Source organism: Diaphorobacter limosus (assembly GCF_033100095.1).
GTDB lineage: Bacteria > Pseudomonadota > Gammaproteobacteria > Burkholderiales > Burkholderiaceae_C > Alicycliphilus > Alicycliphilus limosus.
In genome coordinates this window covers 2432050-2457112 of the sequence record NZ_CP136921.1, presented here as the reverse complement: position 1 = coordinate 2457112, position 25063 = coordinate 2432050, and the positions used below count along the sequence as shown (strand labels likewise).

The 25063-nt window shown below is 66.6% G+C and carries 23 protein-coding genes, 1 pseudogene and 1 riboswitch; of the genes and pseudogenes, 8 read left to right on the top strand and 16 right to left on the bottom strand.

The genetic code is table 11. The features are described 5' to 3' along the window. Window positions 1–3: 3 nt before the first annotated feature. The 7 genes from cas2 to P4826_RS11915 all read right to left on the bottom strand — a co-directional run bounded on the left by cas2 (window position 4) and on the right by P4826_RS11915 (window position 4976). On the bottom strand, window positions 4–303 hold the full coding sequence (gene cas2, locus P4826_RS11945) for a CRISPR-associated endonuclease Cas2 (RefSeq protein WP_317700614.1): 300 nt from the start codon (window positions 301–303) through the stop codon (window positions 4–6). Next, window positions 300–1325 (bottom strand): CRISPR-associated endonuclease Cas1, encoded by a 1026-nt coding sequence (gene cas1, locus P4826_RS11940; RefSeq protein ID WP_317700613.1) that lies wholly within the window; start codon window positions 1323–1325, stop codon window positions 300–302. Before cas1 ends, cas2 begins: the two co-directional genes overlap by 4 nt. 39 nt (window positions 1326–1364) lie before the next feature. Next, entirely contained in the window at window positions 1365–1643 is a 279-nt protein-coding gene (locus tag P4826_RS11935) for a CRISPR-associated endonuclease Cas2 (RefSeq protein ID WP_317700612.1), read from the bottom strand. Window positions 1644–2015: 372 nt separating this feature from the next. Further along, a complete protein-coding gene (gene csm6 / locus P4826_RS11930; protein ID WP_317700611.1) occupies window positions 2016–3260 on the bottom strand; it encodes a CRISPR-associated ring nuclease Csm6 in 1245 nt (414 codons plus the stop codon). Continuing rightward, window positions 3257–4411, bottom strand: a complete 1155-nt coding sequence (locus tag P4826_RS11925) for a Card1-like endonuclease domain-containing protein (protein WP_317700610.1) — start codon at window positions 4409–4411, stop codon at window positions 3257–3259. The genes csm6 and P4826_RS11925 overlap by 4 nt, the downstream gene beginning before the upstream one ends. Further along, complete coding sequence (gene csx16 / locus P4826_RS11920) at window positions 4408–4716, bottom strand: CRISPR-associated protein Csx16 (protein ID WP_317700609.1); 309 nt, start codon at window positions 4714–4716, stop codon at window positions 4408–4410. The genes P4826_RS11925 and csx16 overlap by 4 nt, the downstream gene beginning before the upstream one ends. Continuing rightward, window positions 4713–4976 (bottom strand): hypothetical protein, encoded by a 264-nt coding sequence (locus P4826_RS11915; RefSeq protein ID WP_317700608.1) that lies wholly within the window; start codon window positions 4974–4976, stop codon window positions 4713–4715. The genes csx16 and P4826_RS11915 overlap by 4 nt, the downstream gene beginning before the upstream one ends. 174 nt (window positions 4977–5150) lie before the next feature. Here P4826_RS11915 and P4826_RS11910 point away from each other — a divergent pair, with 174 nt between their 5' ends. The 4 genes from P4826_RS11910 to vapC all read left to right on the top strand — a co-directional run bounded on the left by P4826_RS11910 (window position 5151) and on the right by vapC (window position 6695). After that, the gene (locus tag P4826_RS11910; protein ID WP_317700607.1) at window positions 5151–5441 is read left to right on the top strand and encodes a type II toxin-antitoxin system prevent-host-death family antitoxin; all 291 of its coding nucleotides are present in this window, start codon (window positions 5151–5153) and stop codon (window positions 5439–5441) included. Beyond that, window positions 5441–5866, top strand: coding sequence for a type II toxin-antitoxin system VapC family toxin (locus tag P4826_RS11905; protein WP_317700606.1), 426 nt, complete (start codon window positions 5441–5443; stop codon window positions 5864–5866). The genes P4826_RS11910 and P4826_RS11905 overlap by 1 nt, the downstream gene beginning before the upstream one ends. Before the next feature lie 184 nt (window positions 5867–6050). Continuing rightward, window positions 6051–6281: an antitoxin gene (locus tag P4826_RS11900; RefSeq protein ID WP_317700605.1), complete on the top strand. Its 231-nt coding sequence runs from the start codon at window positions 6051–6053 to the stop codon at window positions 6279–6281. Beyond that, window positions 6282–6695: a type II toxin-antitoxin system tRNA(fMet)-specific endonuclease VapC gene (vapC, locus tag P4826_RS11895; RefSeq protein WP_317700604.1), complete on the top strand. Its 414-nt coding sequence runs from the start codon at window positions 6282–6284 to the stop codon at window positions 6693–6695. A gap of 111 nt (window positions 6696–6806) precedes the next feature. Here vapC and P4826_RS11890 read toward each other — a convergent pair. The 3 genes and pseudogenes from P4826_RS11890 to P4826_RS11880 form a co-directional block, all read right to left on the bottom strand. After that, window positions 6807–7142: pseudogene (locus P4826_RS11890) on the bottom strand (TA system VapC family ribonuclease toxin); the annotation flags it as partial. 1 nt (window position 7143) lies between these two features. Beyond that, complete coding sequence (locus P4826_RS11885; RefSeq protein ID WP_317700603.1) at window positions 7144–7407, bottom strand: hypothetical protein; 264 nt, start codon at window positions 7405–7407, stop codon at window positions 7144–7146. A 41-nt stretch (window positions 7408–7448) separates the two neighbouring features. Next, on the bottom strand, window positions 7449–8597 hold the full coding sequence (locus P4826_RS11880; RefSeq protein ID WP_317700602.1) for a hypothetical protein: 1149 nt from the start codon (window positions 8595–8597) through the stop codon (window positions 7449–7451). Between the two features lie 206 nt (window positions 8598–8803). Between P4826_RS11880 and P4826_RS11875 the strand changes: the two genes are divergently transcribed. Next, window positions 8804–9100, top strand: a complete 297-nt coding sequence (locus P4826_RS11875; protein ID WP_317700601.1) for a toxin-antitoxin system TumE family protein — start codon at window positions 8804–8806, stop codon at window positions 9098–9100. Further along, the gene (locus P4826_RS11870; protein ID WP_317700600.1) at window positions 9097–9471 is read left to right on the top strand and encodes an HVO_A0114 family putative DNA-binding protein; all 375 of its coding nucleotides are present in this window, start codon (window positions 9097–9099) and stop codon (window positions 9469–9471) included. Before P4826_RS11875 ends, P4826_RS11870 begins: the two co-directional genes overlap by 4 nt. A 375-nt stretch (window positions 9472–9846) precedes the next feature. Here P4826_RS11870 and P4826_RS11865 read toward each other — a convergent pair whose 3' ends face one another. Genes P4826_RS11865 through P4826_RS11855 form a run of 3 tightly spaced genes read right to left on the bottom strand, consistent with a single transcriptional unit; the run spans window position 9847 to window position 14981 of the window. After that, window positions 9847–13353, bottom strand: a complete 3507-nt coding sequence (locus P4826_RS11865) for an ATP-binding protein (protein WP_317700599.1) — start codon at window positions 13351–13353, stop codon at window positions 9847–9849. A gap of 19 nt (window positions 13354–13372) precedes the next feature. Continuing rightward, window positions 13373–14656 carry a metallophosphoesterase family protein gene (locus P4826_RS11860; RefSeq protein ID WP_317700598.1) on the bottom strand — a complete coding sequence of 428 codons (1284 nt, stop codon included), beginning with the start codon at window positions 14654–14656 and terminating at the stop codon, window positions 13373–13375. Continuing rightward, window positions 14544–14981 (bottom strand): AlbA family DNA-binding domain-containing protein, encoded by a 438-nt coding sequence (locus P4826_RS11855; RefSeq protein ID WP_317700597.1) that lies wholly within the window; start codon window positions 14979–14981, stop codon window positions 14544–14546. The genes P4826_RS11860 and P4826_RS11855 overlap by 113 nt, the downstream gene beginning before the upstream one ends. 247 nt (window positions 14982–15228) lie before the next feature. Further along, window positions 15229–15306: riboswitch (S-adenosyl-L-homocysteine riboswitch) on the top strand. A 45-nt stretch (window positions 15307–15351) separates the two neighbouring features. Between P4826_RS11855 and metH the strand changes: the two genes are divergently transcribed. Next, window positions 15352–18096, top strand: a complete 2745-nt coding sequence (gene metH, locus P4826_RS11850; RefSeq protein ID WP_317700596.1) for a methionine synthase — start codon at window positions 15352–15354, stop codon at window positions 18094–18096. Here metH and P4826_RS11845 read toward each other — a convergent pair. Continuing rightward, the gene (locus P4826_RS11845; protein WP_317700595.1) at window positions 18093–19418 is read right to left on the bottom strand and encodes a sensor domain-containing diguanylate cyclase; all 1326 of its coding nucleotides are present in this window, start codon (window positions 19416–19418) and stop codon (window positions 18093–18095) included. The two genes, metH and P4826_RS11845, sit on opposite strands and share 4 nt — an antisense overlap. A gap of 144 nt (window positions 19419–19562) precedes the next feature. On the opposite strand from P4826_RS11845, the gene P4826_RS11840 reads away from it, so the two are divergent. Further along, complete coding sequence (locus P4826_RS11840) at window positions 19563–20084, top strand: superoxide dismutase family protein (RefSeq protein WP_317700594.1); 522 nt, start codon at window positions 19563–19565, stop codon at window positions 20082–20084. Between the two features lie 156 nt (window positions 20085–20240). Here the strand turns inward: P4826_RS11840 and P4826_RS11835 are convergent, their stop codons facing one another. Next, window positions 20241–20858 (bottom strand): 4'-phosphopantetheinyl transferase family protein, encoded by a 618-nt coding sequence (locus P4826_RS11835; protein WP_317700593.1) that lies wholly within the window; start codon window positions 20856–20858, stop codon window positions 20241–20243. 135 nt (window positions 20859–20993) lie between these two features. Further along, window positions 20994–25058, bottom strand: a complete 4065-nt coding sequence (locus P4826_RS11830) for a Pls/PosA family non-ribosomal peptide synthetase (RefSeq protein ID WP_317700592.1) — start codon at window positions 25056–25058, stop codon at window positions 20994–20996. Between the last annotated feature and the right edge of the window lie 5 nt (window positions 25059–25063).

Sequence of the window (25063 nt, the reverse complement as noted above, 5' to 3'; positions counted from 1 at the left end):
GGGCTACACGATGACGCCGTTCCACGGGGCTGGAAGGTCGCCCAGGTGGATGCCTTCGGGCAGGGTGGCTTTGCCCAGGCTCCAGCGCAGGCCGCGTTGTGGCAGGGGGTAGGCGCGGATGTCGTCGTGGCGCTTGTCCATGAGGCGCTCCAGTTGCGCCAGGCAGCGGTCGAGTTGCAAGGCCGTTCCGGTGAACAGGAACACCGAGTATTGCAATGGCAGCGCCTGTTTCTTCAGCAGTCGGTGTATGCGCGCCAGGCGGCGCGGGCAGGTGATGTCGTAGCAGATGATGGTTTCTTTCATGGCGTGGCCTCCGCGGCTTCGGCGCTGCTGTCGGCCAGCGCGCCGTAGATGTCGCCGTCGTAGTCGGGGCGGGTGCATTCAAATTCCGGCATGTCGGGCGCAATGCGCTGGCGCAGGGATCTGACTTCTTGTTGCACGGCGTGGCGCAGCGGTTGGGCGTGTTCTTCGTAGGCGCCGTAGTAGCGGCTGCGCCCGGCCTTGCCCAGCAGGCAGCCGGCGTCGCTTTGGCTGAAGTGTTCGGCCGTCAGCACCTGCTGTGCCACCAGCTTCAGGCACAGGCGGTCGGCCAGGGGGCGGATGGTTTCCATGATGTCGCAGGCCAGCGATTCGCGCGAGTGGCTCAGTTGGTGGTAGTAGCCGATGCAGGGGTCGAGCCCGGCGGCGTGCAGGGTAAAGGCGGCTTCGGCGTGCGCCAGGGTGTAGGTGAGCGACAGCAGGGCGTTGAACGGGTCGCGCGGCGGGCGGCGGTTGCGTTCATGAAAGCCCAGGCTGGCGGGCACCACGGCGCGCAGGCCGGCAAAGTAGCCGCTGGCGGCGGCGCCCTCCAGGCCGCGCAGGCTGTCCAGGCGCCGGGTGTGGGCGATTTGCGGCAGCTGTTCTTGCAGCTGGCGCAGCGCCTGGCTCAAGGGGTAGCGCTGGGCGGGGTAGTGCTCGCGCGCTGCATCGATCCATTGGCATTGGCGTTCGAGCTTGCGCTGCACCAGGCGTTGCGCATACGCCAGACAAAAGTCGTCTTGCAGGCTGCGCCGGGTTTGCTCGACGCGCAGGCGTGCGTCGTTGTGCGGGCGGCCAAAGAACAGGCTGGGCTTGCCCTGGCGGCCGGTGAGCACCAGCACGCCAATGCCGCGCTCGCCCAATGTGGCGAGCAGACTGGCCGTGAGCTGGGCATTGCCGCGCAGCACGACGCGGGTAATGGGCGCCAGGGGTACGGTGGCGATACGCTCGCCGCCGTCGCGAATGATGAGGGCGCCGCTGTCGTGCTCCAGTGCAATGTCGCGGCGGTCAACGAAGAGGGTGCTCATGTCTGTCCTTTGGCGATGTTTAGCGGTGTTGTTCGGCTCTCAGGTCACGCAAAAGTGCGTGGCCTTGAAGCTTTCGGCCTGGCCCATGCAGCGCGGCGTCATGCGCGGATCGAGGGCGATAAGTTGCAACCGGTCTTCGCCCTCTTGCAGCAGGCGGCGCAGGTCGGCCTGGATGTGCGCCAGCTCGGCGGGCGTGACCCAGATTTCGGGCACTGACTTTTGCCCCGCCACGCGGTAGCTGTGAAAGTAGCGCGTGACCCGGGCCAGCCGCCTGGGGTTGCATACGTCGTAGGCGACGAGGTAGAGGCTGCGGGCCATGGGGTGGGTGCAGCCTTGGGTGGTGGGCTCAGCGCTTTTCGCTGAGGGCTTCGGCCAGCGCTGCAGCGGCGGCGACGAGCGCTGCTGCTGCTGCCTTGGCGGCCACGGAAGGCCAGTTGATGGTCGTGGGGTGTCCTTTCAAGAATGTGCCGGTGGGGTGGCGATGAAAGGATTGTGTTGCGCGTGCTTGCCTGGCGGTGGGCGGGCAAGCTTGCCAAAGCGGTTGGTGCAGGCGTTTCTCCCCCTCTCCCCAACCCTCTCCCGCAAGGGGAGAGGAAAAACAGCCGTTAACCCTTATCTGTATTGCGTGAGGCGCTATTAAAAGTAGATGTGCGGTTGCCTATGCACCATTGAGGACATGCTGGCGCGACATCAACGCTGGGGCATGTCCACGATGCGGATTTGGTGGGGCTCCAGGTGCAGGCCGTAGCCGCCTTTTTTTGGGGTTTTGTCGATCGCTTCGCGTCCCAGACGCTGGCCGTCTTCGTCCCAAATGGTGGCCGGCTGCACCCAGCGTGCCAGGCTGGCGGGTAACTGCTGCAGGAATAACGTGAGGAGCTGGTTTTTGCGCTGGTCAAACCAGGTATCAGAGATGCCGTTGCGCAGCGCTTCGAGCGTGCTGTCCTTGAGCTGCCCTTGGGTAACGTTCCAGTCCTCCAGCGCCGCCAGGTTGTCGCTCAGGCGGTCTTTGCAGGCCAGGCCGCACAGGGGCAGCAGCTCTTGCAGTAAAGAGGCAGACAGGCCGATTTCCGGGTTGCCCTTGAGCGGGCGGGTCAGGTCGCTCTCGCCGCCCACGGTGCAGCGCGCCATGAGGGTGAAGAACGCCATCTCCAGCAGCTTGGGCGCAAACACCAGGTGCAGGTCTGAATCGACGGTGCTCAGGCGAATGCAGGCCGCCGGCAAATCGACCTCCAGGCGCAGCGCTGCGGGGTTCTCGCCCAGGTTGATCAGCTGCACCAGTTGCGCAAAGTTGACCGCCGTGCCGGTTTGCAGCAGCACCTGGGGCAGGTCGTGGCGGTGGCGCACAAAGGGGATGGGCGCCAGCGTGACCTGCGCCAGGCTGGCGTCCAGGGTGGTGTCACGGCTGGTGATGTGGCGGTGCGGCGCATCCGTGGTGGGGAACCAGAAGCCGGGGATGTTTTCGTAGCCCTCGCTCACCAGCACATGGCTCAGGCTGTCTTGCGCGCGGCCAAACAGGCTCATGGCGTAGCCGATGTAGAACGTCATGGTCTTGCGCCCGCCGGCCAATGAGGCGTGCAGGCTGCCCTGGCTGGCCTGGGTGCGGTCGCGCACCACGGTCATGATGAAGTTGGCCAGCGCCTCGTGGTCGGCCACGGAGCGCGCGTCTTCCACCGGCTGGCCGTCGGCACCTGGTGCGACGAGTATATGGCTGGCGTCAAAGGCGGGCAGCGGGCGTTGCAGCTGCGTACACAGGCGCTGCAGGTGGCCTTCTTCGAGCAGACCTTGCACGGCCTTGCGCTTGCCAAAGCTGGTGGTGATGAGAAACAGCGCATCGGGCCACTGTGCATTGCTGTGGTGGATGGCGTAGAGCGTTTCGGTGATGACCTGGGGTGAGGCGCCGGTGGTGGCGAGCAGGGTGTGGGGGTGGGGTTTCATGCGCGGGCGTTGTCTTTCCATTGGCGCAGGTAGTCACTCAGGGTGGCCAGTTCTTCACCAGCGAGCACGTCCACACCGTATTCCCGAGCGCGGGCGCGGTCGGTGTCACTCACCTGGCGGGCGCTGACGTACAGGCCGCGTGCCATCAGGCCGCCCACCTGCTTGACGAGCTGGCCGAGCTTGTAGATGGCGTCTTGTGCCTGGTCTTGCTTTTTGGCCTTGCACTCAATGATGAGGGCGCGGTTGTGGGCTACGGCAATGCCGTCGATTTCGTTGCTGGTTTTGCTTACGCTGTGCGTGATTTGCGCGCCCAGGGTGTATTGGGCGGGTGCCAGGGTGCCGGTGAATTTGAGGAACACGTATTCCTCGACCCAGCCGCCGCAGAAGTATTCCGCCACCTCGGCGCTGGCGAAGGTGATTTGGTTATAGTTTTCATCGATGCTGAGCAGCCCTTGCAGCTGGGCCAGCTCCAGTAGCTTGCCTGCGGGGCTGTGGGTATTGGGCAGGTAGTCGAACTCACGCACCAGGCTCTTGCCGTCAGCGGCTTGGCGAGCGTGGAAGTTGAGCGCTCCTAAAAAACCTTTGATCTGTGCAGATTTTTCGCCCATGAGGCGGGTGACCTTGGCGCGCTCGCTGGCGCGCTGCTGGATGGCGGCAGGGCGGGTGTCGTTGCTGCTGCGGTAGCCGCGCAGCAAGAGCTGCTCGTTGAGCGTGAGCACGTCGGCCATGGGCTCCTGGCGGGGCTCATCGCCCATCCAGCTGAGCGTTTGGTGTGCGGTGTCGGCGTAGAGCAGGCGGTAGCTGCCCTGGCCAGCGGCGAGGTTGAGCAGCTGCTGGTGGATGGCCAGCACCATCAGCTTGGTCCCGCCGGTGGCGTGAAACACCACGTCCTTGCCGTCGAGCTCGTCGCAGGCCAGTTGCAGAGCGGCGGCCTGCATGGCCTGGGGCGTGCTGTCGTCAAACGCCAGGGTGCGGATCGGCGCCTCGGGCAGCGCTGACTTGAGCGCGGTGCTCAAGGCCTTGGCGCTTTGCTGCTTTTGCATGTCGGGCGTTTCCAGAATCCAGATGGTGTGCGCCGCCAGTTGCTTGAGCGGAATGAAGTTGGCGGCGTTCTGGCCGGTGGCAATACACAGGTGCAGGGTTGTGGTCATGGTGCAGGTTTGAATTTGTGAGATTGAACGTTAAAACGTTGCAGCGTAGCACCCAGGGCCAGCAGTTCATCGGCACTCAGCTCACGCCCACGGCTTTGTGCCGGCACACCCAGCGCCAAATGCCAATACGCCGCGCCGCGCGCGCACACCTGCGCCGCCAGGTTCACGGGCAGCGTGCCGATGACGGCATCGCCCGGCTGCACCTGGGCGGGGTCGAGGTGCGGCACATGCTGGTCAAAGGCGGGGCCGTGGCGCTGCATCCAGTGCAGGGCGCCGGGGTGGCGGCTGACGAACCAGGTGGTCACTCGAACAGGCTGCACAGCAAACCAATGCCGCCGGCGACGATGGCGACTGGGACGGCCACCGGTGCGGCCACGGTAGCCACGGCGGTAAGGCCAACCGCGCCGGCACCCACCGATAGCGCGCCCGCGCCGGCCGCACCCAGGGCGGCGCCGGCACCCGTGGCAATGGTGCTGCGGGTGACGCTCACCTCGTTGGTGCCCGTGATCTTGCGCGAGAGTTTGTCGCCGGCGGTGCCGAAGGCGATGGCTTGGGGGAGAGTCATGGTGTGTTTCCTTCTGGTGTGTTGTTGCGATGGATGGATTGTTGGCCCACATCGACTCTCCGAGATGCATCGCAAGCTTGCCGTACGCGCGACCTCGCATGGCAGGTTTCACGGCTGTTTGCTGGCGCCGTTTTTTTGTCGTAACATACAGACAACCAATTTGAGGAGGCGGTCATGAGCATTGCCACCATGAACAGCCGCACCTTTGCGCGCGATGCGGCGGCAGTCAAGCGTGCGGCGCAGCAGGGGCCGGTGATCATTACCGAGCGCGGCAAGCCCTCTCTGGCGGTGCTCAAGATTGAGGACTATTACCGCCTGACCGGGCAGGTGGGCGGCGAGAGTTTGTTGCAGGCCATGCGGGGGGTGGATGCGCCCTCGGGGGGCGAGTTGCCTTTGCCCGAACGCCCGGGCGCCGCTGACATCACCCTGCGCATTCCCGAATTTGGTGAACACGAGCCGCGCTGATGTATTTGCTCGACACCAACGTGATCTCCGAGTTGCGCACCGGCAAGCCGCAGGCGGATGCGCGCGTGCTGGCCTGGGCGGCCAGCGTGCCTTTGGCGGCCCAGTACGTGAGCGTGCTGACGTGGCTGGAGATTGATATCGGAATTTTGCGGTTGCAACGGCGCGATGCCGCGCAAGCACAGGCTTTGCGGGCATGGTTGGATGGCGTGCGCGCCTTGTTTGCCGAGCGCAGTTTGCCCGTGGACGACGCGGTGGTGCAGTGTTGCGCGCCGCTGCATGTGCCCGACCCGGCGCCACCGCATGATGCGCTGATTGCCGCCACGGCCTTGCAACATGGCCTGACGCTGGTGACGCGCAATGTGCGGGATTTTGTGCACATGGGGGTGGCGCTGTTCAACCCTTGGGAGTTTGTTGGGCAGGGTTGAGATGCAGTGAATGGACGAGCTTTGAAGAGCCAGGCTCAGCAAGCCTGTTGTCCGGCAATTTTGGCGGGATGGGAGCGGTTCGCTGGAAGGTGAAATTGGATCAGCACCTCAGGCCATGCAGATGTCCACGTTTGACACACAACACCCAATGTATATACTTTCCGGATATCTATGAGGGAATTCCATGACCTACGCTCGTGTTTTCCAGTCCGGCAACAGCCAGGCCGTGCGCCTGCCCAAGGAATTTCGCTTCAACGCCGAGCAGGTGGAGATCTTCCGCCAGGGCAATGACATCGTGCTGCGCGAGCGCCCGGCCAGCGCGGCGGCCATTTTTGATGCGCTGGCCAGCTTGCCGGCGGACTTCATGCAAGATGGCCGGGGCGACGCCCTGCCCCAAGAGCGCGAGGCGTTTTGAATGGCCATCCGCTACCTGCTCGATACCAACATCTGCATCTACATCGCCAAGCACAACCCGCCCGCCGTGCGCGCGCGGTTCGAGCAGCTCAGTTCTGATGCGCTGGCCATGTCGGTGGTCACCCTGGGCGAGTTGCAGCACGGCGCAGAAAAAAGCCAGGCCCGGGACAAGGCGCTGGCGGTGCTGCAGCAGTTGCAAGCTGCCATTCAGGTTATGCCCCTGGCACCCACTGCCGGTGCACATTACGGCCAGATCCGCGCCGCCCTGGAGCGCGCCGGGCAGCCCATTGGCAACAACGACCTGTGGATTGCCGCCCATGCACGCGCCGAGGGCTGGGTGCTGGTGACCAACAACGAGCGTGAATTTTGTCGGGTGCCTGGCTTGGCGGTGGAGAACTGGGTGGCTGCCCTTTGAGGCGATTGCTTGAGAGCCCGTGTTGACGCGCCGGGCGCGACGCCACCTGCACAGGCGAGAGAACCCTTTCAGATGATGATCAGATGTGACCAAGCGCCCGCCGTGGTGCAAGGCCAGCGCCAGCAGGTACATGTCGGTCAGCTGGCGCGGGCCGTGGATGTGGGTGTGGTTGAAGTGCCTGCTATCGAGCAGGCTGATGTCGTCGGGCCAGAACTGGTGAAAACGCGTGGCCGTGGACTGCGCCAGCATGGCCGTGAGTATGGGCAAGGGCTGAGGGTTGGCGTAACCCGGTTGGCCCATGATGCGCAGGCAACCGTTTTGCGTCAGCGGGCAACTGGCCCAGCCTTGTTCGGCATGCGTTTGCAGCCAGCGGGCGGCTTCGGCGTGATGGATGTGGTTGCTGTCGTGCAGGGCAATCAGCACGTTGACGTCGAGCAGCGCCCGCATGTCAGACGCCCTCTTCGTCGCGCAGGCGGTCGATGTGTTCGTTGCTGACGATCACGCCGCACGGCGGCAGGGGGTGAATGCCGAGCGCCGCCAACGGGCTGTCCGCGTTTTTTGCCGTACCGGCCGCCGCGCTGTGGTCATCGGGCAGCGTGAAGGCTTTGCGCGCCAGTTCGCTGATGACCTGTCCCAGCGGCTTTTTGCCACGCCGCGCCAGCTCTTTGGCCGCCAGCAGCACGTCGTCGGAGATGTCGAGGGTGGTGCGCATGTCTTCCTCTTTTTGATGCTTGAAGCAGGGATCTGTTTGCATCAAGGCTGAAACAGCGCTTCCAGCTGCGCCGCGCTGGCCTGCCCGGCGACCTCGAAGGCTTGCAGCTTTTGCACCGGCACGCTTTGCACGCGGATGTCCTGGGGCTGGCTGGCGTCGGGCTTGATGACGTAGCCCGTGCCCTGCCCTTCTTGCCAGACCACGGCGTAGCGTGGCTGACCGTGCGTGGCGTAGTCGATGCGCACCTTGCCCCGGAACAAGGCGGCGGCTCCGTTGGCGCCATGGATGGCGCTGTCCAGGGAGGCGTGCCCGCCGGCTTTGCGCCACAGGGTTTTTTCGTGGATGGCGCGGTAGCGAATGGGGCCACCGTTGGATGCAGGGAAGGTGGTGGTCATGGTGGGTTGGTTGCGTGCAAAGGCAGGTGGGGTGAAGGCGGGCGTGCGCGTCGTTGGTGTGGCGGCCATGGGGGCAGCCACGGCGCGCGGGGTGGTGGGTTCGGCAATGGAGGTTGCGGGAGCCGCAGGTAGTGCCGGTGCGGCGTTCACGGCGCTGACGCCAGTGCTCCTGGCGGCAGGACGCACCAGCTGCGGGAACCCGGGGTATTCGCTGGCATGCGTGCCGCCATGGTTGGCCATGCCCGGGCGAGTCAGGCAGCCCTTGGGCGGGGCGTAGCTGTCGATACGGCGCTCGGGCGCTTCGTGCCAGCCAATGTTGAAGGCGCCCAGCTTGGCAAAGAAGTACAGGCTGGCGTAGGGCAGGTGGTCGTGAATCCACCAGGCCATGGCTGTCCAGGAGCTGCCTTTTTGCATGTAGTCCACCAGCCAGGGCACGACGATGCAGGCCATGGCGCCGTGCTGGCCGTTGGCATCGGGCTGATCCCAGATGTGGCGCGCGCAGTTCTTCTCGTTGCTGGCGCAGTTGAGGTTGTTGCGGTTGCCCAGGTCGTTGACCTCGGGCGAGCGGTAGCCGGAGCGGATGTGGATGCGCCCGAAGGTGGTCTGCAGCGGCTCCAGCAGCTGCTCGCACAGCATGCGGCCGTTGCGCACCGCCAGATCAGGGTTGACGGGCACATTGCGCAGGCCATGCCAGACGGCAATCTCGCTGTGCAGAAAGTCGCGCATGAAAAAATTGCGCGAGAGGCGAATGCGGCCGAAGTCTTCGAGTTGGGTGTAGGTGGTGATGGGGGGCATGCTGTTCTCCATTGGGGTGAATCGTGGCACTGTGTCAGTGGATCAACCCAGGAATGCCATGCGGCCATTGTCTGGCGGCTCGGCGCGTGGCGGCAGCGTCGCAAGCTTGCCGACGGATTGGGGCGGTTCCGATCAGGAGCTTCAGTGGGCCTTCGCTGTGCACTGAAGTCGGAGCCATAGACGGGTCAGGGGTGATACGATGAATCATGCCTGAGGTAAAAATTCACGACGAATCGCACAAGATTCCCGACAAGCGTGGAAATGGGCGCCTGCGGCGGGAAGTATGGATTGATGACCAGGGGCGGATTACGCGCTACAACCTCGCCTATATCAATCACAACCTTCATGCCGGAGACAACGGGCGGGTGGTTGGCTATGACAACGCCCATGGCTTTCACCATCGGCATTACTTTGGCGCTGTCGAAGCCATCGACTTCATCAGCTATGAAGACGTTGAAGAGCGCTTTGAACTGGATTGGACTGCATTGAAAGGCCGCAAATGACCAAGCTCATCATTAAGACCGGCACCGAAGAAGATTTCTTCGCACGAGGCCGTCGATTGGCCAAGGCGGCTGACCGTGGCAAAGCCCTCGAAGCGGTGCGCACCATCAGCTTTGAAGACCCTGCCGACGTGATGAAGCTCATCACCGAGACCCGCTTGGCCTTGTTTCGAGCGGTCAAGGAGGCGCCTGGGTCGATTACGGATATTGCTGCGCGACTGCAACGAGACCGCAGCGCAGTCAAGCGTGACCTGGATGAGTTGGAGCAAGTCGGGCTGGTGACCATTGCGGAAAAGGTGCTGCCTGGACATGGACGCATGAAGGAAGTGCGCGCCACTGCGGCCCGGGTTCAATTGGTGGCTGAGGTTTTCTGACTGTGTACCTGCCGCCAACGCCCCTCACCCCCTCGGTATGCACACATTTTTATAGTGCGTCATGCAACATCAGCAACGCTTTGCGGCTGTTTCTCCCTCTCCCGTTGGCGGGAGAGGGTGGGGTGAGGGTCGTAAAAGCGGGCGCTGCACCCGATCACCCCCTCACCCCCACCCTCTCCCCCAAGGGGGCGAGGGAGTTAAAGCCGTTGCCAAATAAGCGTTGTTTGCTATCAAAGTGAGTTGACAGGGGCAGCACCACGCGTTCGTCGATGTCGCCACGTCGCCGTCACATCAGCCCCCATCCCTGCCTTCCCCCAGAGGGGGAAGGAGTCTGAGACTCCTTGCTAATCAAGCAAAGTGATTAGCACCACACCACTACAGCCGCACCACATTCAGATCTTTGCCCAGCGCCTGCTGCGCCAGCGGCAGCAGGTGCTCGTGGTGTGTGAGCACGATGATTTGCAGGTGGCGCGAGAGCTCGCCCAGCACCTTCAGGCCGGCCAGCGTGCGGCCGTCGTCGAAGTTGATGAACAGGTCGTCGGCGATGAAGGGTAGGGCCTGGCCTTGCGCGGTTTGCAGTTGCAGGGCCGCCAGGCGCAGCGCCAGGTAGAGCTGGTCGCGCGTGCCTTCGCTCATGCCGGTGACGTCCACCGGCGCGCCCGAGCTGCGCACGCCGATCAGGCGCGGGCTGTGGCCTTCGGCATCCACCAGCAGGCGGTCGAACTGGTCTTGGGTGAGCGTGCGAAAGATGCTGGAGGCCTGCGCCAGCATAGGGCCTTGCCGGGTTTGGCGAAACTTTTCGATGGACCAGCGCAGCAGCCGTGAGGCGTTGTTCAGCCGGGTGTAGCGCTGCACGGCATCGGCCATGGTGGCGATGGCCTCTTGCCGCCGCGCCTCGGCCTGGGCGGCATGGCTGGCGCCGTCGAGCGCGTCCAGCGCGGCCTGCTGGCTGCCGTGGCGGCTGCTCAGGGCTTCGATCTGCTGCAGCAGCGCGCCCGACTGCTGGGCCAGGGTGTGCAGCTCGGCCTTGACGGCGTCGGGGTCGGCGTGGCTGGCCTGCGCGCGCAGTTCGGGCTCGGGGTAGCCGTCTGCGGCGTGGGCCAGTTCTTGCGCGGTGGTGTGGATGTGCTGGTCGATGTGCCGGCGCTGGTCTGAGCGATCGATGGCGCTGGCCAGGCTGTCCAGGTCGCTGCAGCCAGCGGCCGCCAGCAGGGGCGCCAGGCCGGCATCGATGGCCTGTTGCTTGTTGTGTGCTGCGTGGAGTTCTGCCTCGGCCTTGTCGAGCCGGGCCTGCAGCTGGTCGGCGCGCTCCTGGGCCTGCCGGGCGCCTTCCAGCTGCTGCGCCAGAGCCAGCGCGATCTCCGGCGCGGGTTGGGTGGCCAGCTCCGGGGCCAGGCGCGCCGCCAGTGCCTGGGCACTGATGGCCAGGCCGTCGAGGTCGGCCTGCATGGCGTCGATGCGGTCGCTGCGGGTACTGCGCATGCTGCCCAGCAGCCGGTCGATGTCTTGCAGCGTGTCGATCTCGGCTTCGATGCTGTCGGGCTGCGCGCTGGCGGGGTAGGCCGCATCCACCAGCGCCGCCTGCCAGCGGCTTTGCCATTGCTGCCAGGCCTGCTGGGCTTTGTCCACCGCGCTTTGCAGGGTAGGCAGGCTCGCTTGCCAGTCGGCCAGCTGGCGGGACAGGGTGTCGCGCTGCCCCTGGGCCTGGTCTGCCGCCTTGATGAGGGCGCGCGCCTGGCGCAGGCATTCGGCCAGGGGGGCGGAGGGAGGCGTCGAGGTGCTGTTGTCGCTGCCGGCGTGCAGCGCAGCCCACAGCTTGCGGTGTGCCGCGTCGGCGGCCTGCTGGCTGGCGTGGGTTTGCTGCTCCAGCTCGGCCTGTTCCTGCACCAGGGCGAGCGCGGTTTGGCGCTGTTGCAGCCAGGCGCCGGCCAGGTCCAGCGGCAGGGCCGGCAGGCTGCCGGCAGCGGCCAGGGTTTGCCATTCGGCGGCGCAGCCGTGGGCGCGCTCCTGCGCCGCCGCGCTGCGTTGCTGCAGCTGGCTGAGTTCGAGTTGCAGCTGCTCCAGGCGCTGGGCGCTGGCCTGGCGGTCGGCCTCGTGCCGGGCACGCTCCAGGCGGGTGTCGGCCAGCTGATCGGCCTGCGCCAGGTGGTTTTCAAATGCGCCTGCTTGCTGGGGCAGTTGCGCGGGCGCGGCCTTGATGGCCTGCCACAGGCTGTCGCGCGCCTGCCGTGCCTGCTGCAATTGCTCCAGCGACACGGGGTGGAATTGGCGCACCAGCTGCTGCAGCGCCAGTTCGGCCTGGGCGATGTCTTGCGCCTTGGCCTCGGCGGCCTCGTGCGAGGTTTGCGCCTGGCGGGCTTCGTCGCGCTGGCGCTGTTGCAAGGCCTGCACGGCAGCGGCTTGCGGAGCCAGCATGCCGGCCAAGGCCTGCGGGCTCTGGCGCCAGTTGCCCATGGCGGCCAGGGCGGTCTCGATCTTGTCCGCCAGGGCGCTGGCTTTTTGCTGCCCGTCGCGCCGGGTGCTGTCGTGGCTGGCAAACGGCAGCGCATCGTCGAGCGCCTGGGCCAGGCCGGGGTGCGCGGTTTGTGCCGGCAGGGCTTGCAGTTGCTGCGCAAGCTGGGCGATTTGCTGCTGGCGCTCGGCCAGTTGGGCCTGGGCCTGGCGCAGGTCTTGATCGACGCCGCCGTGCTGCTTGAGCAGGCGCGCCAGGCGCGCGCGCACGGCCGCTACCGGCAGGCGCTGGCGCACCGCGTCTTCGGTGTCGGCCGCCCAGCCCAGGGCGCCGGCCAGCTCTTGTACGCGCTGCCAGTGGGCGTGGACTTCTTGCGTGCGCTTGGCGATGTCGCTGCCGTGCGCCCGAAACTGCAGCCGGCGTTCGTTGAGCTCGGTGATGTCGCCGGCGCGCGCCAGCAGGTCGTGGTTGACCTGCGTGGCGGCCAGCGCGTCCGTGAGCTGCGTCTTTTCTTGCGCCAGCCGCTGCATGTCGGCCTGGATCAGCGCCAGCTGTTGCCGAGCCTGGGCCAGCCGTTGGCCGGCGTCTTCGTCCAGCAGGGCGATGTTGCCCTGGGCCAGCAGTTGGTCGCGTTGCTGGCGTGCGGCGTCCAGCGTTTGCAGCAGCGGCGCCACGCGGCGGATGCGCTCCAGCCGGCTGGTCTGCTGCGCCACCCCCTGATGCTGCTGGCGGGCCTCGTGCAGCTGCGCGGCGGTGGTTTGCAGCGCCTCGTGCTGCGCCTGCCAGTCCTTGGCGCGCAACAGGTGTTGTTTGAGGTCTTTGCCGGCGGCCTCGAAGTCGTCGCGTGCCTGGTAGTACAGGCGTGAACCGGCCTTGCGCGGCGCCCACAGGGCATCGGCTTCAAGCTCCAGCTTTTGTAGCGTATCGCCCAAATGCTCGATGCCGGCGGCGGACTGGAACAGCAGGCGCCCGATGTCGTCGGAGGCGGCAAGGATGTCGGCGCCGCCAGCCACCAGCCGATCATGGTCGAGCCCATACATGCGTTCGTAGGCTTCGCGCTGCACATGGGCCAGCCAGGGCGCCAGCGCGGTGTCGGGCAGCACAGCGTCTTCAGGGGTGTGCAGGGTGTTCTTGTTGCCCTTGGCGCGCTCGAACGCCAGGCTGACCGCGTTGGCGGTGCCTTCGCCGGTGCGCTGCAAGCTGCCGCCCAGGCGCAGCTCCGGCATGGGGTGCACAAAGCCCATGGGCGTGCGCGTGGGGAAGCCGAACAGCCAGTCGCCAATGGCTTGGCGCAGCGTGGACTTGCCGGCCTCGTTGGGGCCGACGATGAGGTGGATGTCCGCGCGCTGCGCGCTCGCCCGGACGGGCAGGTGCAGCGTACGGTCGGTGAACTTGCCGTAGCGGATGAGCTTGAATTCGTTGATGCGCATGGTTTAGCCCTCTTTGTCATCAACGGTCGGCGTCTGCCGCCGCGCCGGTGCGTGCGCCCAGCAGCGTCAGGGCGTCTTGCAGTTGCGCGGCCAGCGCCTCTTCGGGTTGCTGGCGCAGCGCGGCCAGCTCGGGCGCCTGCGCCAGCACCTCGTGCGGCAGCTTTTCCAGAACGGCTTGCCAGCTGGCTTGCAGCGCCTGCGCAAAGCTTTCGTCTTGCGGCGCGGTGCGCGCCAGGTCTTGCAATTCGGCGAAGGCGTTGGCGGCAGCGCCGCTGGCCGGCGCCTGGGCCAGCTGTAGCGGCTGGGTGTCGGTGTTGACCTTCTCAATCCACAGGCGTTCGGGGTTCAGCGCCACGGCCTGGGCGATGACCTCGTGGCGCAGCTGCTGGTCGCTGCGCAGCAGCGCCGCGTGCGCGCCAGACGCGCCGGCAAAGCGCACGCGCACGGCCAGCACCATGTGCGCCGGTTCTTGGCGCAACAGCTGATCCAGCGCCTGGCCCACCAGGCGCAGGGCATCGGGCAGGTCATCGGCCTGGCTGGCGTCTATCTCCAGTAGGTGCCAGCGCAGCACATCCACTTCCAGGCGATCGATGCGGGTGATCTGCGTCCCTTCGGCGGTGACGAGCAGCGCGCCATGCGCGCCGGTCTCGCGGATGTGGCGCCCCTGCAGGTTGCCCGGGTAGGCGATGGTCACGTCGCCCTGTTCCACCCAGTGCGCGTGGACATGGCCCAGCGCCCAGTATTGGTAGCCCTTGGCGTGCAGCTCGGCCTGCGAGCAGGGGGCGTAGCTGGCGTGCTGGGCGTTGCCCTCCAGCGCGGTGTGCAGCACGCCGATGTTGAGCCAGCCGGGCACCAGCGCGGGGTAGCCGGGCACCAGGTTGTCGGTGGTGGCGGCGTGCTTGAAGCTCTGGCCGTGCAGCGCCACCTGGAGCGCGGCGATGCGAAAGGTCTCGGCGCGGCGTGCCGGAAACACCTGCACGTTGTCCGGCAGTTGCAGACTGCGCGTGACTTCGCTTTCGGCGTCGTGGTTGCCGTAGAGCAGGTATACCGCGATGCCCGCCTGGCGCAGCCGCCCCATCTGGCGCACGAAGAACAGGCCCGTGTGGTAATCCTTCCAGTCGCCGTCGTACAGGTCGCCGGCAATCACCATGAAGTCCACCTGCTCCTCGATGGCGCGCGCCACCAGCCGCTCAAAGGCCTCGCGCGTGGCCGTGCGCAGGCGCTCGGCCGGCGCGTCGGGATAGGCCGACAGGCCGACCAGCGGGCTGTCGAGGTGGATGTCGGCGGCGTGGATGAATTTCATGGGTTTGGTCAGTGTCGACAGCCGCTTCAGGCGGTGATTTGATTGTGGTGCCAGCGCGCTGGCGGTGGTGCTGCGGCAAGCTTGCTGGGGGGCGGGCGTGGATCACGGAATCAACGCCCGTAAATTCCGCAATCGAGGCTATGACGCCGTCAACCGATACACCCACGACTCGCCGCGCATCATCGACCCCGATGACCAGGCGCCCGCCCGCACTGTTGGCAAAGGCCACCAGGGTTTTGAGCAGGTTCTGCGGCGAGGACAGATCACGCTTGAACTCCAGCGTCTTGCCCTCGGGCTGTAGCAGCAGGGGATGGGTGGTACTCATACGGCCTCGGGCATCGTGGCAGCGGGTTCGGAATAAAAAAGCACTGCCGCCGATTGTGTCAGTACATTTGTTTACTTCCGGCCTGGCAAGCTTGTTGCTCATCAACCCGCGGCACAGGCCTCCAGGGACACCCTCCTACATGCTTTGAAGCTATTTTTTTTATAGCGTTAGACGGTTGTCACATAAACATTACGGCCTATTTTTATTCCGATAAAACAGCCGTATACCAGGCCGGTAAAATCCAGCCCTTGCCAAGGAGCGTTGCAGCGGGTGCGCCACCCGTCAGGCTTGGGGCCGCTCTGGGCCGCAACGACGCTCACCTGTCCTTGTCTCTTTGCTTTTCCCCGCCAACCGATTGCACAGGTGAGCCATGACCGCTGCTGCCCCCACCCCTGTCCCCCCCATGAAACTCTCCGGCCTGGAGCCGGTGTTCATTGGCGCCGATAGCCTGTTCGTCAACGTCGGCGAGCGCACCAACGTCACCGGCTCCAAGGCCTTCGCGCGCATGATCCTCAACGAGCAGTACGAGGAAGCCCTGTCGGTGGCGCGCCAGCAGGTGGAGAACGGCGCCCAGGTCATCGACGTGAACATGGACGAGGCCATGCTCGACAGCAAGGCGGCCATGGTGCGCTTTTTGAACCTGATCGCCAGCGAGCCCGACATCGCCCGCGTGCCGGTGATGGTGGACTCATCTAAATGGGAGGTGATCGAGGCCGGGCTGCGCTGCCTGCAGGGCAAGGGCATCGTCAACTCGATTTCCATGAAAGAGGGCGTGGAGCCGTTCAAGCAGCAGGCCAAGCTGATCAAGCGTTACGGCGCCGCCGCCGTGGTCATGGCGTTTGATGAACAAGGCCAGGCCGATACCTTTGCGCGCAAGACCGAGATTTGCGAGCGCGCCTACCGCGTGCTGGTCGATGAGGTCGGCTTTGCGCCCGAGGACATCATCTTCGACCCCAACATCTTCGCCGTGGCCACCGGCATTGAGGAGCACGCCAACTACGCGGTCGATTTCATCGAGGCCGTGCGCTGGATCAAGCAGAACCTGCCCGGCGCCAAGGTCTCGGGCGGCGTGTCCAACGTGTCGTTCAGCTTCCGTGGCAACGACCCGGTGCGCGAAGCGATTCACACCGTGTTCCTGTACCACGCGATTGCGGCGGGCATGGACATGGGTATCGTCAACGCCGGCATGGTGGGCGTGTACGACGACCTCGAACCCGAGCTGCGCGAGCGCGTGGAAGACGTGGTCTTGAACCGCCGCCCGGATGCAGCGGAAAGGCTCTTGGAGATTGCCGAATCCGCCAAGGGCGCGGCCAAGGACGAGGGCAAGAAGCTGGAGTGGCGCGGCACGCCAGAGCACCCCAAAACCGTGGGCGAGCGTCTGTCGCACGCGCTGGTGCATGGCATCACCGACTTCATCGTCGAAGACACCGAGGAGGCCTACCAGGACATCGTCGTCGCCAAGGGCGGGCGCCCGCTGCACGTGATTGAAGGCCCGCTGATGGACGGCATGAACATCGTCGGCGACCTGTTTGGCGCCGGCAAGATGTTTCTGCCGCAGGTGGTGAAGTCCGCGCGCGTGATGAAGCAGGCCGTGGCGCACCTGATTCCCTACATCGAGGAAGAAAAGCGCCAGCAAGAGGCGGCGGGCCTGGACGTTTCCAGCAAGGGCAAGATCGTCATTGCCACCGTCAAGGGCGACGTGCACGACATCGGCAAGAACATCGTCACCGTGGTCTTGCAGTGCAATAACTTCGAGGTCATCAACATGGGCGTGATGGTGCCCTGTCACGAAATTCTGGCGCGCGCCAAGGCGGAAGGGGCGGACATCGTCGGCCTCTCGGGCCTCATCACCCCCAGCCTGGAAGAGATGCAATACGTCGCCGGCGAGATGCACAAGGACGACTATTTCCGCATCAAGAAGATACCGCTCCTGATCGGCGGCGCCACCTGCTCGCGCGTGCACACCGCCGTGAAGATCGCGCCCAACTATGAGGGCCCCGTGGTCTACGTGCCCGACGCCTCGCGCAGCGTGGGTGTGGCGCAAAGCCTGCTGGGCGAGGGCAAGGACGCGTATCTGGCCGAGGTGCAGGCCGACTACGACCATGTGCGCGAGCTGCATGCCAAGAAGAAGAAAACGCCGCTGTGGACGATCGAGAAGGCCCGCGCCAACGCCACCCAGCTCACCTATGCACCGGTCGTGCCGCGCGCGCTGGGCCGGCGCGTATTCAAGAACTTTGATCTGGCCGAGCTCGTGCCCTTCCTCGACTGGGGCCCGTTCTTCCAGACCTGGGACCTGGCCGGCCCCTTTCCCGCCATCCTCGACGACGAGGTGGTGGGCGTGGAGGCGCGCAAGGTGTTTGCCGACGGCCAGGCCATGTTGAAGAAGATCGTCGAAGGCCGCTGGCTCACGGCCAATGGCGTGATGGGCCTGTTCCCGGCCAACCGTGTCGGCGATGACATCGAGTTCTACACCGACGAGACGCGCAGCCAGGTCCTGATGACCTGGTACGGCCTGCGCCAGCAGACCGAGAAGCAGCCCGATGCCGAGGGCAAGCTGCGCCCCAGCCGCTGCCTGGCCGACTTCGTCGCGCCCAAGGAGTCGGGCATCAAGGACTACGCCGGCTTGTTTGCCGTCACGGCTGGCATCGGCAGCGAGAAGAAGGAAAAGGAATTCCTCGATGCGCTGGACGACTACTCCAGCATCATGTTCAAGGGCCTGGCCGACCGCCTGGCCGAGGCCTTTGCCGAATGCCTGCACCACCGCGTGCGCACCGACCTGTGGGGCTATGGCGCCCACGAAAACCTCACCAACGCGGACCTGATCGCCGAGAAATACCAGGGCATACGCCCCGCGCCCGGCTACCCCGCCTGCCCGGATCACACGGCCAAGATCGCGCTGTTTGACACCCTCAATGCGCCAGAGATCGGCATGCAGCTGACCGAGAGCATGGCCATGTTCCCGGCCTCCAGCGTCAGCGGCTTCTACCTGGCCCACCCCGAGGCCACCTACTTCGTGGTCGGCCAGATCGGCGACGACCAGGTGCAGGACATGGCCGCGCGCCGCGGCATGGATATTGACGAGCTGCGCCGGCGCCTGGCGCCGAACCTGGGCTAGGTCATTGACGAACTGGCACCTTCCTGCGCCGGCGACCGCAGCAGGCTGGTGCGGTTGCGGCCCTGTTGCTTGGCCGCATACAGCGCCAGGTCGGCACGGGAATACAGGGTCTCGAAGCGCTCGTCGGTATCGCACAGGCCGGCCACGCCAAAGCTGGCGCTGATGCGCAGCTCCTGCGCCGGCACTGCTATGCGCCGCGCCTGCGTCTGCTCGCGGATGCGCTCGGCAATGTGCCGGGCCGCGTCCAGATCGGTGCCGGGCAGCAGGATGCAGAACTCCTCGCCGCCGGTGCGTGCCAGCAGGCCTTCGGTGCGCAGTGCGTCCTGGCAGCAGGCGACGAATTCCTGCAGCACCCGGTCGCCCATGGGGTGGCCCAGCGTGTCGTTGATCTTCTTGAAGAAGTCGATGTCGATGGTGATCAGGCTCAAGGCGCGCCCCTGCAGGCGGCTGCGCGCGAACTCGTGCTCGGCGCTTTCGTAGAAGCTGCGCCGGTTGGCGATGCCCGTGAGACTGTCGGCCCGGGCCTGGCGCTGCAGCTCTTCCTTGAGGGCATGCAGCTCGGTGATGTCGGTGCTCAGCCCGATGATGGCCGGCGTGCCGTCGGGGCCGGCCCAGGGGATGATCACGCTCCAGTAGTGGCGCAGGCGGCCGCTGGCATCGACCAGCGACTCCTCGCAGGCGTGGCGCTGGCCGTTAGCGAGGATTTTTTGATCCTGCTGCCAGAAGCGCTCGGCCACCTCGGCGGGCATCAGGTCTACGTCCAGGCTGCCGATGATCTGGTCCACCGAGCAGCCAAACGCATCGGCCATGCGCCGGTTGGCGTAGAGAAAGCGCCGGTTGGCGTCCTTCATGTAGATCAGCGCATCGACGTTGTCCACCAGCGCGTCCAGCAGCTCCTTTTGCCGGCGCAGCTTGTCTTCCAGGCGTTTTTTTTCGGTGATGTCGTGCGAGATGCCGATCATGCCGATGATCTGGCCCGTGGCGTCGCGCAGAGGTTTTTTGGTGGACCAGTAGGTGCGCAGCTCGCCGGTGGCCAGGATCAGGTTGCTCTCTTCGCGCGCAATGGTCTCGCCGCCGCGCAGCACGCGCTCGTCGGTCTCGCGCAGCGCCTCGTTGCCCTTGTCGCCAAAGAAATGGCTGATGTCCTTGCCGACCACATAGTCCAGCGGGTGCCCCAAGAGCTGCAGCACCATGCGGTTGGCAAAGGTGTAGCGGCCGACCATGTCGGTGGTGTAGACAAAGGCGCCGACCTCGTCGAGCAGCAGGCGGTAAGAGTCGTTGGAGAGCGCGATGAAGTCGCAATTGCCGGTGGAATCGGGCATGGCCTGGGCTTTCTTGGAGAGCTGCTCCGAAATGATAGCCGTGGCACGGCACGCACCGGTATCGGCAAGAATAGGCTTGGCCGGTGCAGGTTGCGCCGCGCCACCCATTGCATCGACACACTGAAGCACCGAAGGAGACCTGCCATGCGATTTCTTTCCCATGCCGCACTGGGCGCCAGCGTCCTGCTGCTCACGGCCTGCGGCCATCTGGCCGGCCAGGGCCTGGGCGCCGGCACCAGCTTGCAGCCGCGCAGCGGCTCGGCCACGAGCGGCCAGGCCAACTTCAGGCAGCAGGGCGACCGGGTTCTGGTGCGCGTCGAGGTCAGCGGCCTGACGCCGGGGCAGGAGCATGGCCTGCACATCCACGACAAGGGCGACTGCTCGGCACCCGACGCCATGAGCGCGGGCGGGCATTTCAACCCTACGGGCAAGCCCCATGGGCCGCAGAACGCCGATCACCATGGCGGTGACCTGCCGGCGCTGAAGGCCGACGCCAGCGGCAAGGCCCGGGCCGAGTTCAGCGTGACGGGCGTCACGGTCGCGCCCGGGCCGACCAGCATCGTCGGGCGGTCGCTGGTGGTGCACAAGGACGCGGACGACTATAAGACGCAGCCCACCGGCAACTCGGGCGCGCGCATCGCCTGCGGCGTGATTGCCGCGTCGTGACCCGGTTATTGCCCCGGCAACAAAGGATTGACCGTCATCCCGGCGAAGGCCGAGATGATGACAGCCAACAACCGTTACTTGCCGGATCAATAGTGCGGTTCAGTGAACGGCTCCTGCGCACAAATGGCATCGATCGCTATCTGAACAGCATGGCGGTTAGGGGCGCCAGGCGATGGCGGCCACCACGTCTGCGGCGGCCCAGCCCGGCAGGGTGAGGGCCGCCGTGCGCACCCCGGTCAGCCGCGCCGCCAGCGTGGGCGTGTATTCCACCAGGCCCTGGCCCAGGCATTTGAGCGCCGCCTCGTGGGCTGCCCAGTGGCCCGCGAACGCTTCACTAAAAAGAGCGTCTGACGCATGCTCAGCGAGTGCTTCCAGCCTGTCCGGTGGAAAAAACAGCGCCGCCGTGCGCCACAGCTCGGCGCGATCGGTGGCGTACGGCACGGCCTGCACATCGACGCCCACCGCGCCCTTGGGGCACCAGGCCACCAGCGACAGGCCAGGCGCGTGGCTGATCGACAGGCCGATGGCGTCCAGCCCCGACCGGCCGCCGGTAGTCCAGCCCAGGCGCGGTGGTATTCCACGCGCGTCGCTCACGCTGAGCGCCTGCGGCGCGCAGCCGAGTACGGCGGCCAGCAGCCGGCGCAGCGCGGCGCGGGCCTGAGCGCGGGCATGATCGCGCTCCTGCCCGGGTGCCACGGCCTGTGCCAGGCGCGTATCGAGCGCATGCGCCTGGGGCGCGCCGGCCAGGCGGTCGCCGGCGAAGGGGCATGGCAAGCTTAGGTCTGAACACATAATTTCATAGCGTCTTGCGCAGCATGGGCAGTGCCTTAGGGCTGTTTCTCCCTCTCCCCCAAGGGGGCGATGGAGAAAAAACTGCACCGAACGAGCCTCGCGCGCAAGCTGCCGTGCTCAGCGCCAAGGCGCAGCCGGCAGGCCGTGCCAGAGCGTGCCGGCCGGAATCTGCTCGCCCTTCATCACCAGCGTCAGCGGGCCCAGCTGCGCGCCATCGCCCACCTGGGCGCCGTACAGCACGGTGCAGCGTGGCCCCAGCGTGACGCGGCTGCCTATGCGCACATGGTCGATCTTCATCACCCGGTCCTCGAACAGATGCGTCTGCGGGCAGCACAGGGCGTTGAGCTCGCTGTGCGCGCCGATGTGCACGCAGTCGAACTCGGTCATGTCGGTGGTGTCCAGGAATACACCGCGGCCGATGTCGGCGCCCAGCAGCTTGAGCGCATCGTTGAGCCAGGGCGTGCCGCGCAGGTAGCGCAAAAACCAGGGCACGGCCACGCCTTCATAGAGGTTGGTGGCGGCCTCGGACAGCCACACGAAGGGCGTCCACATGGGCGCGGCGCGCTGCCCGTAGCGGCGCACGGCCAGCCATTTGAACAGCGCCACGAAGCCGAAGGTGGCCATGCCGAAGAGCATGCCGCCCACCGCCAGGTCCAGCGCCACGGCGGCCCAGCGGCCCTCCTCGGCCAGCGGCATGGCATCCAGCACGATGGCGTAGCCGGTGGCGATCACCAGCGCGTGGGGCGCGGCGATGCGAAACGCCTCCACCAGCCCGCGTGCCGCCTTGCGCCAGGGCGAGGGCGCAAACGTCAGGTGCTCGGGGAAGCCCGCCACCTGCTCGCGTGCCGGCAGGCGCAGCGGCGGCGCGCCCAGCCAGGTGTCGCCGTCCTGCATGCTGGCGTTGCGCGGCACGCTGCTGAGCACGCCTATGAGAACGTTCTCGGGCACGGTGGTGCCGTCGGGCACGTAGGCGCCGTTGCCGATGAAGCTGCGCCGCGACACGACGGTGGGCTGCACCGTCATCCAGCCGCCGTCGATATGCTCGTCGCCCAGCATCACGGCGTCGGCGATGAAGCAGCCGTCGCCCAGCGTCAGCATGTCGGGTACCACGCCCAGGGCGGTGGACAGCTCGGTCTCCTTGCCCACGTGCGCACCCAGCAGCCGGTACCAGGCGGCCGAATACACGGTGGCGTAGATGCCGTGCAGCACCGCCAGGCTGGCCTCCTGGATCAGGTTCACCGTCCACTTGGCCAGGTAGCGCGGGCTGTGCACCGGCCAGCTGCCCGCGCGCATGCGCGGCAGCAAGGCCCAGCGGATGCCGGCCGACAGCAGCACCGTGACCAGGATGAACACCAGGCTGGCCGGCAGTGCCAGCACAAAGAACTTCACCAGGCGCAGGCCGAAGGCCTGCAAGGCGCTGATGCTGCCGTCGTCTACCAGCGGGCGCACGGAGATCTCGGGGATGTCCAGCCAGTCGATGAGCATGAAGGTGGGAAACACCGGCATGAAGAACAGCACCGCCACGGCCAGCGCCGCCAGGGCGAAGAAGGTCACCTCGCCGGCCCTGCGCGCGGCGGACACGGCCGGGCGCGCGGGCAGGCTGGCGGGGTCGAAGTCGCCGCGCTGGCGCGCCGGCGAGCCATGCCAGGCCTGGCGCGCCGGCACGCGCTGGCCCGCGGCCAGGGCCGACTGGCCCTCCACATGAGCCCAGTCACCGACCACCGTGTCGCCTTCGATGACCACGTAGGAGCCTATGCAGGCGTTGGCGCCAATGTCTATGGCTCCCAGGTGCAGCCGGCCGCCTTCGACGCGGGCATTTTCCAGATTTACGCCGTTGCCTATGCTGGTGCCCGCGCCAATGCTGACCAGGTGCGGCACGCGCATGGTGGTGGAACCCAGCACCACCTCGGGCCCGATGCGCGCGCCCAGCAGGCGCAGCCAGGCCGGGTACAGCGCCGAGCCGTTGAGCAGGTACACGGGCACGGTCTCGGTTAGCCGATCGGCCAGCCACCAGCGGTAGTAGGTCAGGCCCCACAGCGGGTAGCTGCCCGGTGCCAGGCGGCCGGCCAGCAGCCAGCGCCCCGTGGTGGCCACGCCAAAGCCCAGCAGCGTGCTGGCCAAAAACGCCAGCACCGACATGGCCACGGCGCGGGTAATCGAGTCCCCCGCATCGCCGGTGTAGAAGTGGTAGGCAAAGAAGGGGGCCAGCCACTGCGCCATGTTCAGCAGCACCAGCAGCGGAATCGCTAGGCCCTGGGCCAGGCCGCAGCGCCAGCGGCGCCAGCGGCCGTGGATGAGGAAGGGGCGCTCGGCCGCGCCGGCCCGCGCATCGACCATGCCGGCCTGCAGCGCCTGGGCGATGGCGCCCAGGCGGCGGTGCGTGTAGATGTCGGCCACGGTGGCCCGGGCAAAGCACGCGTCCTGCCGCAGCCTGGAGACCAGGCGCGCGGCCAGCAGCGAGTGGCCGCCCAGGTCGCTGAAAAAGTCCTGCGCGCGGCGCAGCGGCTGGCCGGGAAACAGCCCCTGCAGCGCGGCAAATAGCGCGGTCTCGGCCGGCGTCTCGGGCTCATCGCCACCCTCGGCCGGCGCGGCGGGGGCCAGCGGCTGGCTTTTCAGCACCTTGCGGTCTATCTTGCCGCTGGACAGGCGCGGCATGGCGGCCAGGTCCTCGAAGCGCGCCGGCACCATGTAGGGCGGCAGCCTGTCGGCCAGCGCGGCGCGCAGGGTCTTGGCCTCGGGCGGCTGGCCGTTGGGCACGTAAAAGGCGATCAGCTGATCCATGCCCGCATCGGGCCGCAGCACCACGGCCGTGGTGCCCACGCCGGGCTGCGCCGCCAGCACGGCCTCGATCTCGCCCAGCTCCACGCGAAAGCCGCGCACCTTGACCTGGTCATCGGCGCGGCCCAGGCATTGCATCTGCGGCTGGCCGTCGGCCCTCAACTCCACGCGCGCCAGGTCACCGGTGCGGTACAGGCGCGCCTCGCAGTCGTTGCGCGCCCAGGGGTTGGGCAGGAACTTCTCGGCCGTCAGCTCGGGCCGGCCCAGGTAGCCGGCGGCCACGCCGGGGCCGGTGATGCACAGCTCGCCGGTCTCGCCAAAGGGCAGCAGCTTCAAAGGTGACAGGCGGCCGTCCACGATGGCCTCCGGCTCGATCACCTCGATCACCAGCAGCCCATAGTTGGGCAGTGCCTCGCCAATCGTCACCGGCTCGCCCGCGTGCAGTTCGGCCAGGCTGGCCGACACCGTGGCCTCGGTGGGGCCATAGGTGTTGAACATCTGCCGACCGGGCGTGGCCCACTGGTCCACCAGCGCCTGCGGGCACATCTCGCCGCCCAGGTTGATGATGCGCAGGCCAGGCACATCCTGCGCGAACAGCGCCAGCAGCGTGGGCACGGCGTGCAGCACCGTGATGTCGTTTTCGATCAGCGCGCGCGGCAGGGCCTCGGGGTCGCCGGCGATCTCCTTGGGCGCCAGCCACAGCGTGGCGCCCACCAGGTAGCTGATCCAGATCTCCTCGAAGCTCATGTCGAAGGCCACCGAGAAGCCCTGGTACACGCGGTCGTCCTCGCGCACGCCCAGGCGCGCGTTCTCGCTGCGCAAAAAGTGGCAGATGCTGGCCTGGGTGACGGCGATGCCCTTGGGCTTGCCGGTGGAGCCGCTGGTGTAGATGACGTAGGCCGTGTGCTCGGGTGCGGCGTCCGCGCGGCGGCGCAGTGGTTCGCCGGCCGGCAGTGGCGCCAGCACCGCCTGCGCCGTGAGGATTTGTGCCGAAATACCCGTTTGCGCCCGTATGGCGGGCGCCGATAGCTCCGAAATCAATAGTGCGCTGGCGTTGGCATCGTCCAGGCAGATGGCGATGCGCTCGGTCGGCACCTCGGCGTCAAACGGCAGCCAGGCGGCGCCAGTCTTGGCGATGGCCAGCTGGCAGATGAGCAGCTCCAGCCCGCGCGGCAGCCACAGGCCGACCATGTCGCCGGGCCGCACGCCGGCCAAGATCAGGCGGTGTGCGGCCAGGTCGGCGGCGGCGTTCAGCGCGCCATAGCTCAGGTGCTCGCCGCCGGCGATGAGCGCGGTCTTGTGCGGCAAGCGCGCTGCCGTGGCCTCGAACAGGTCGGCCAGGACTTCGCCGCGCAGCAGCTCGGGCCGATCCGGGCCGTGGAGGATGGGCGGGGCAGAGGTCATGCGGG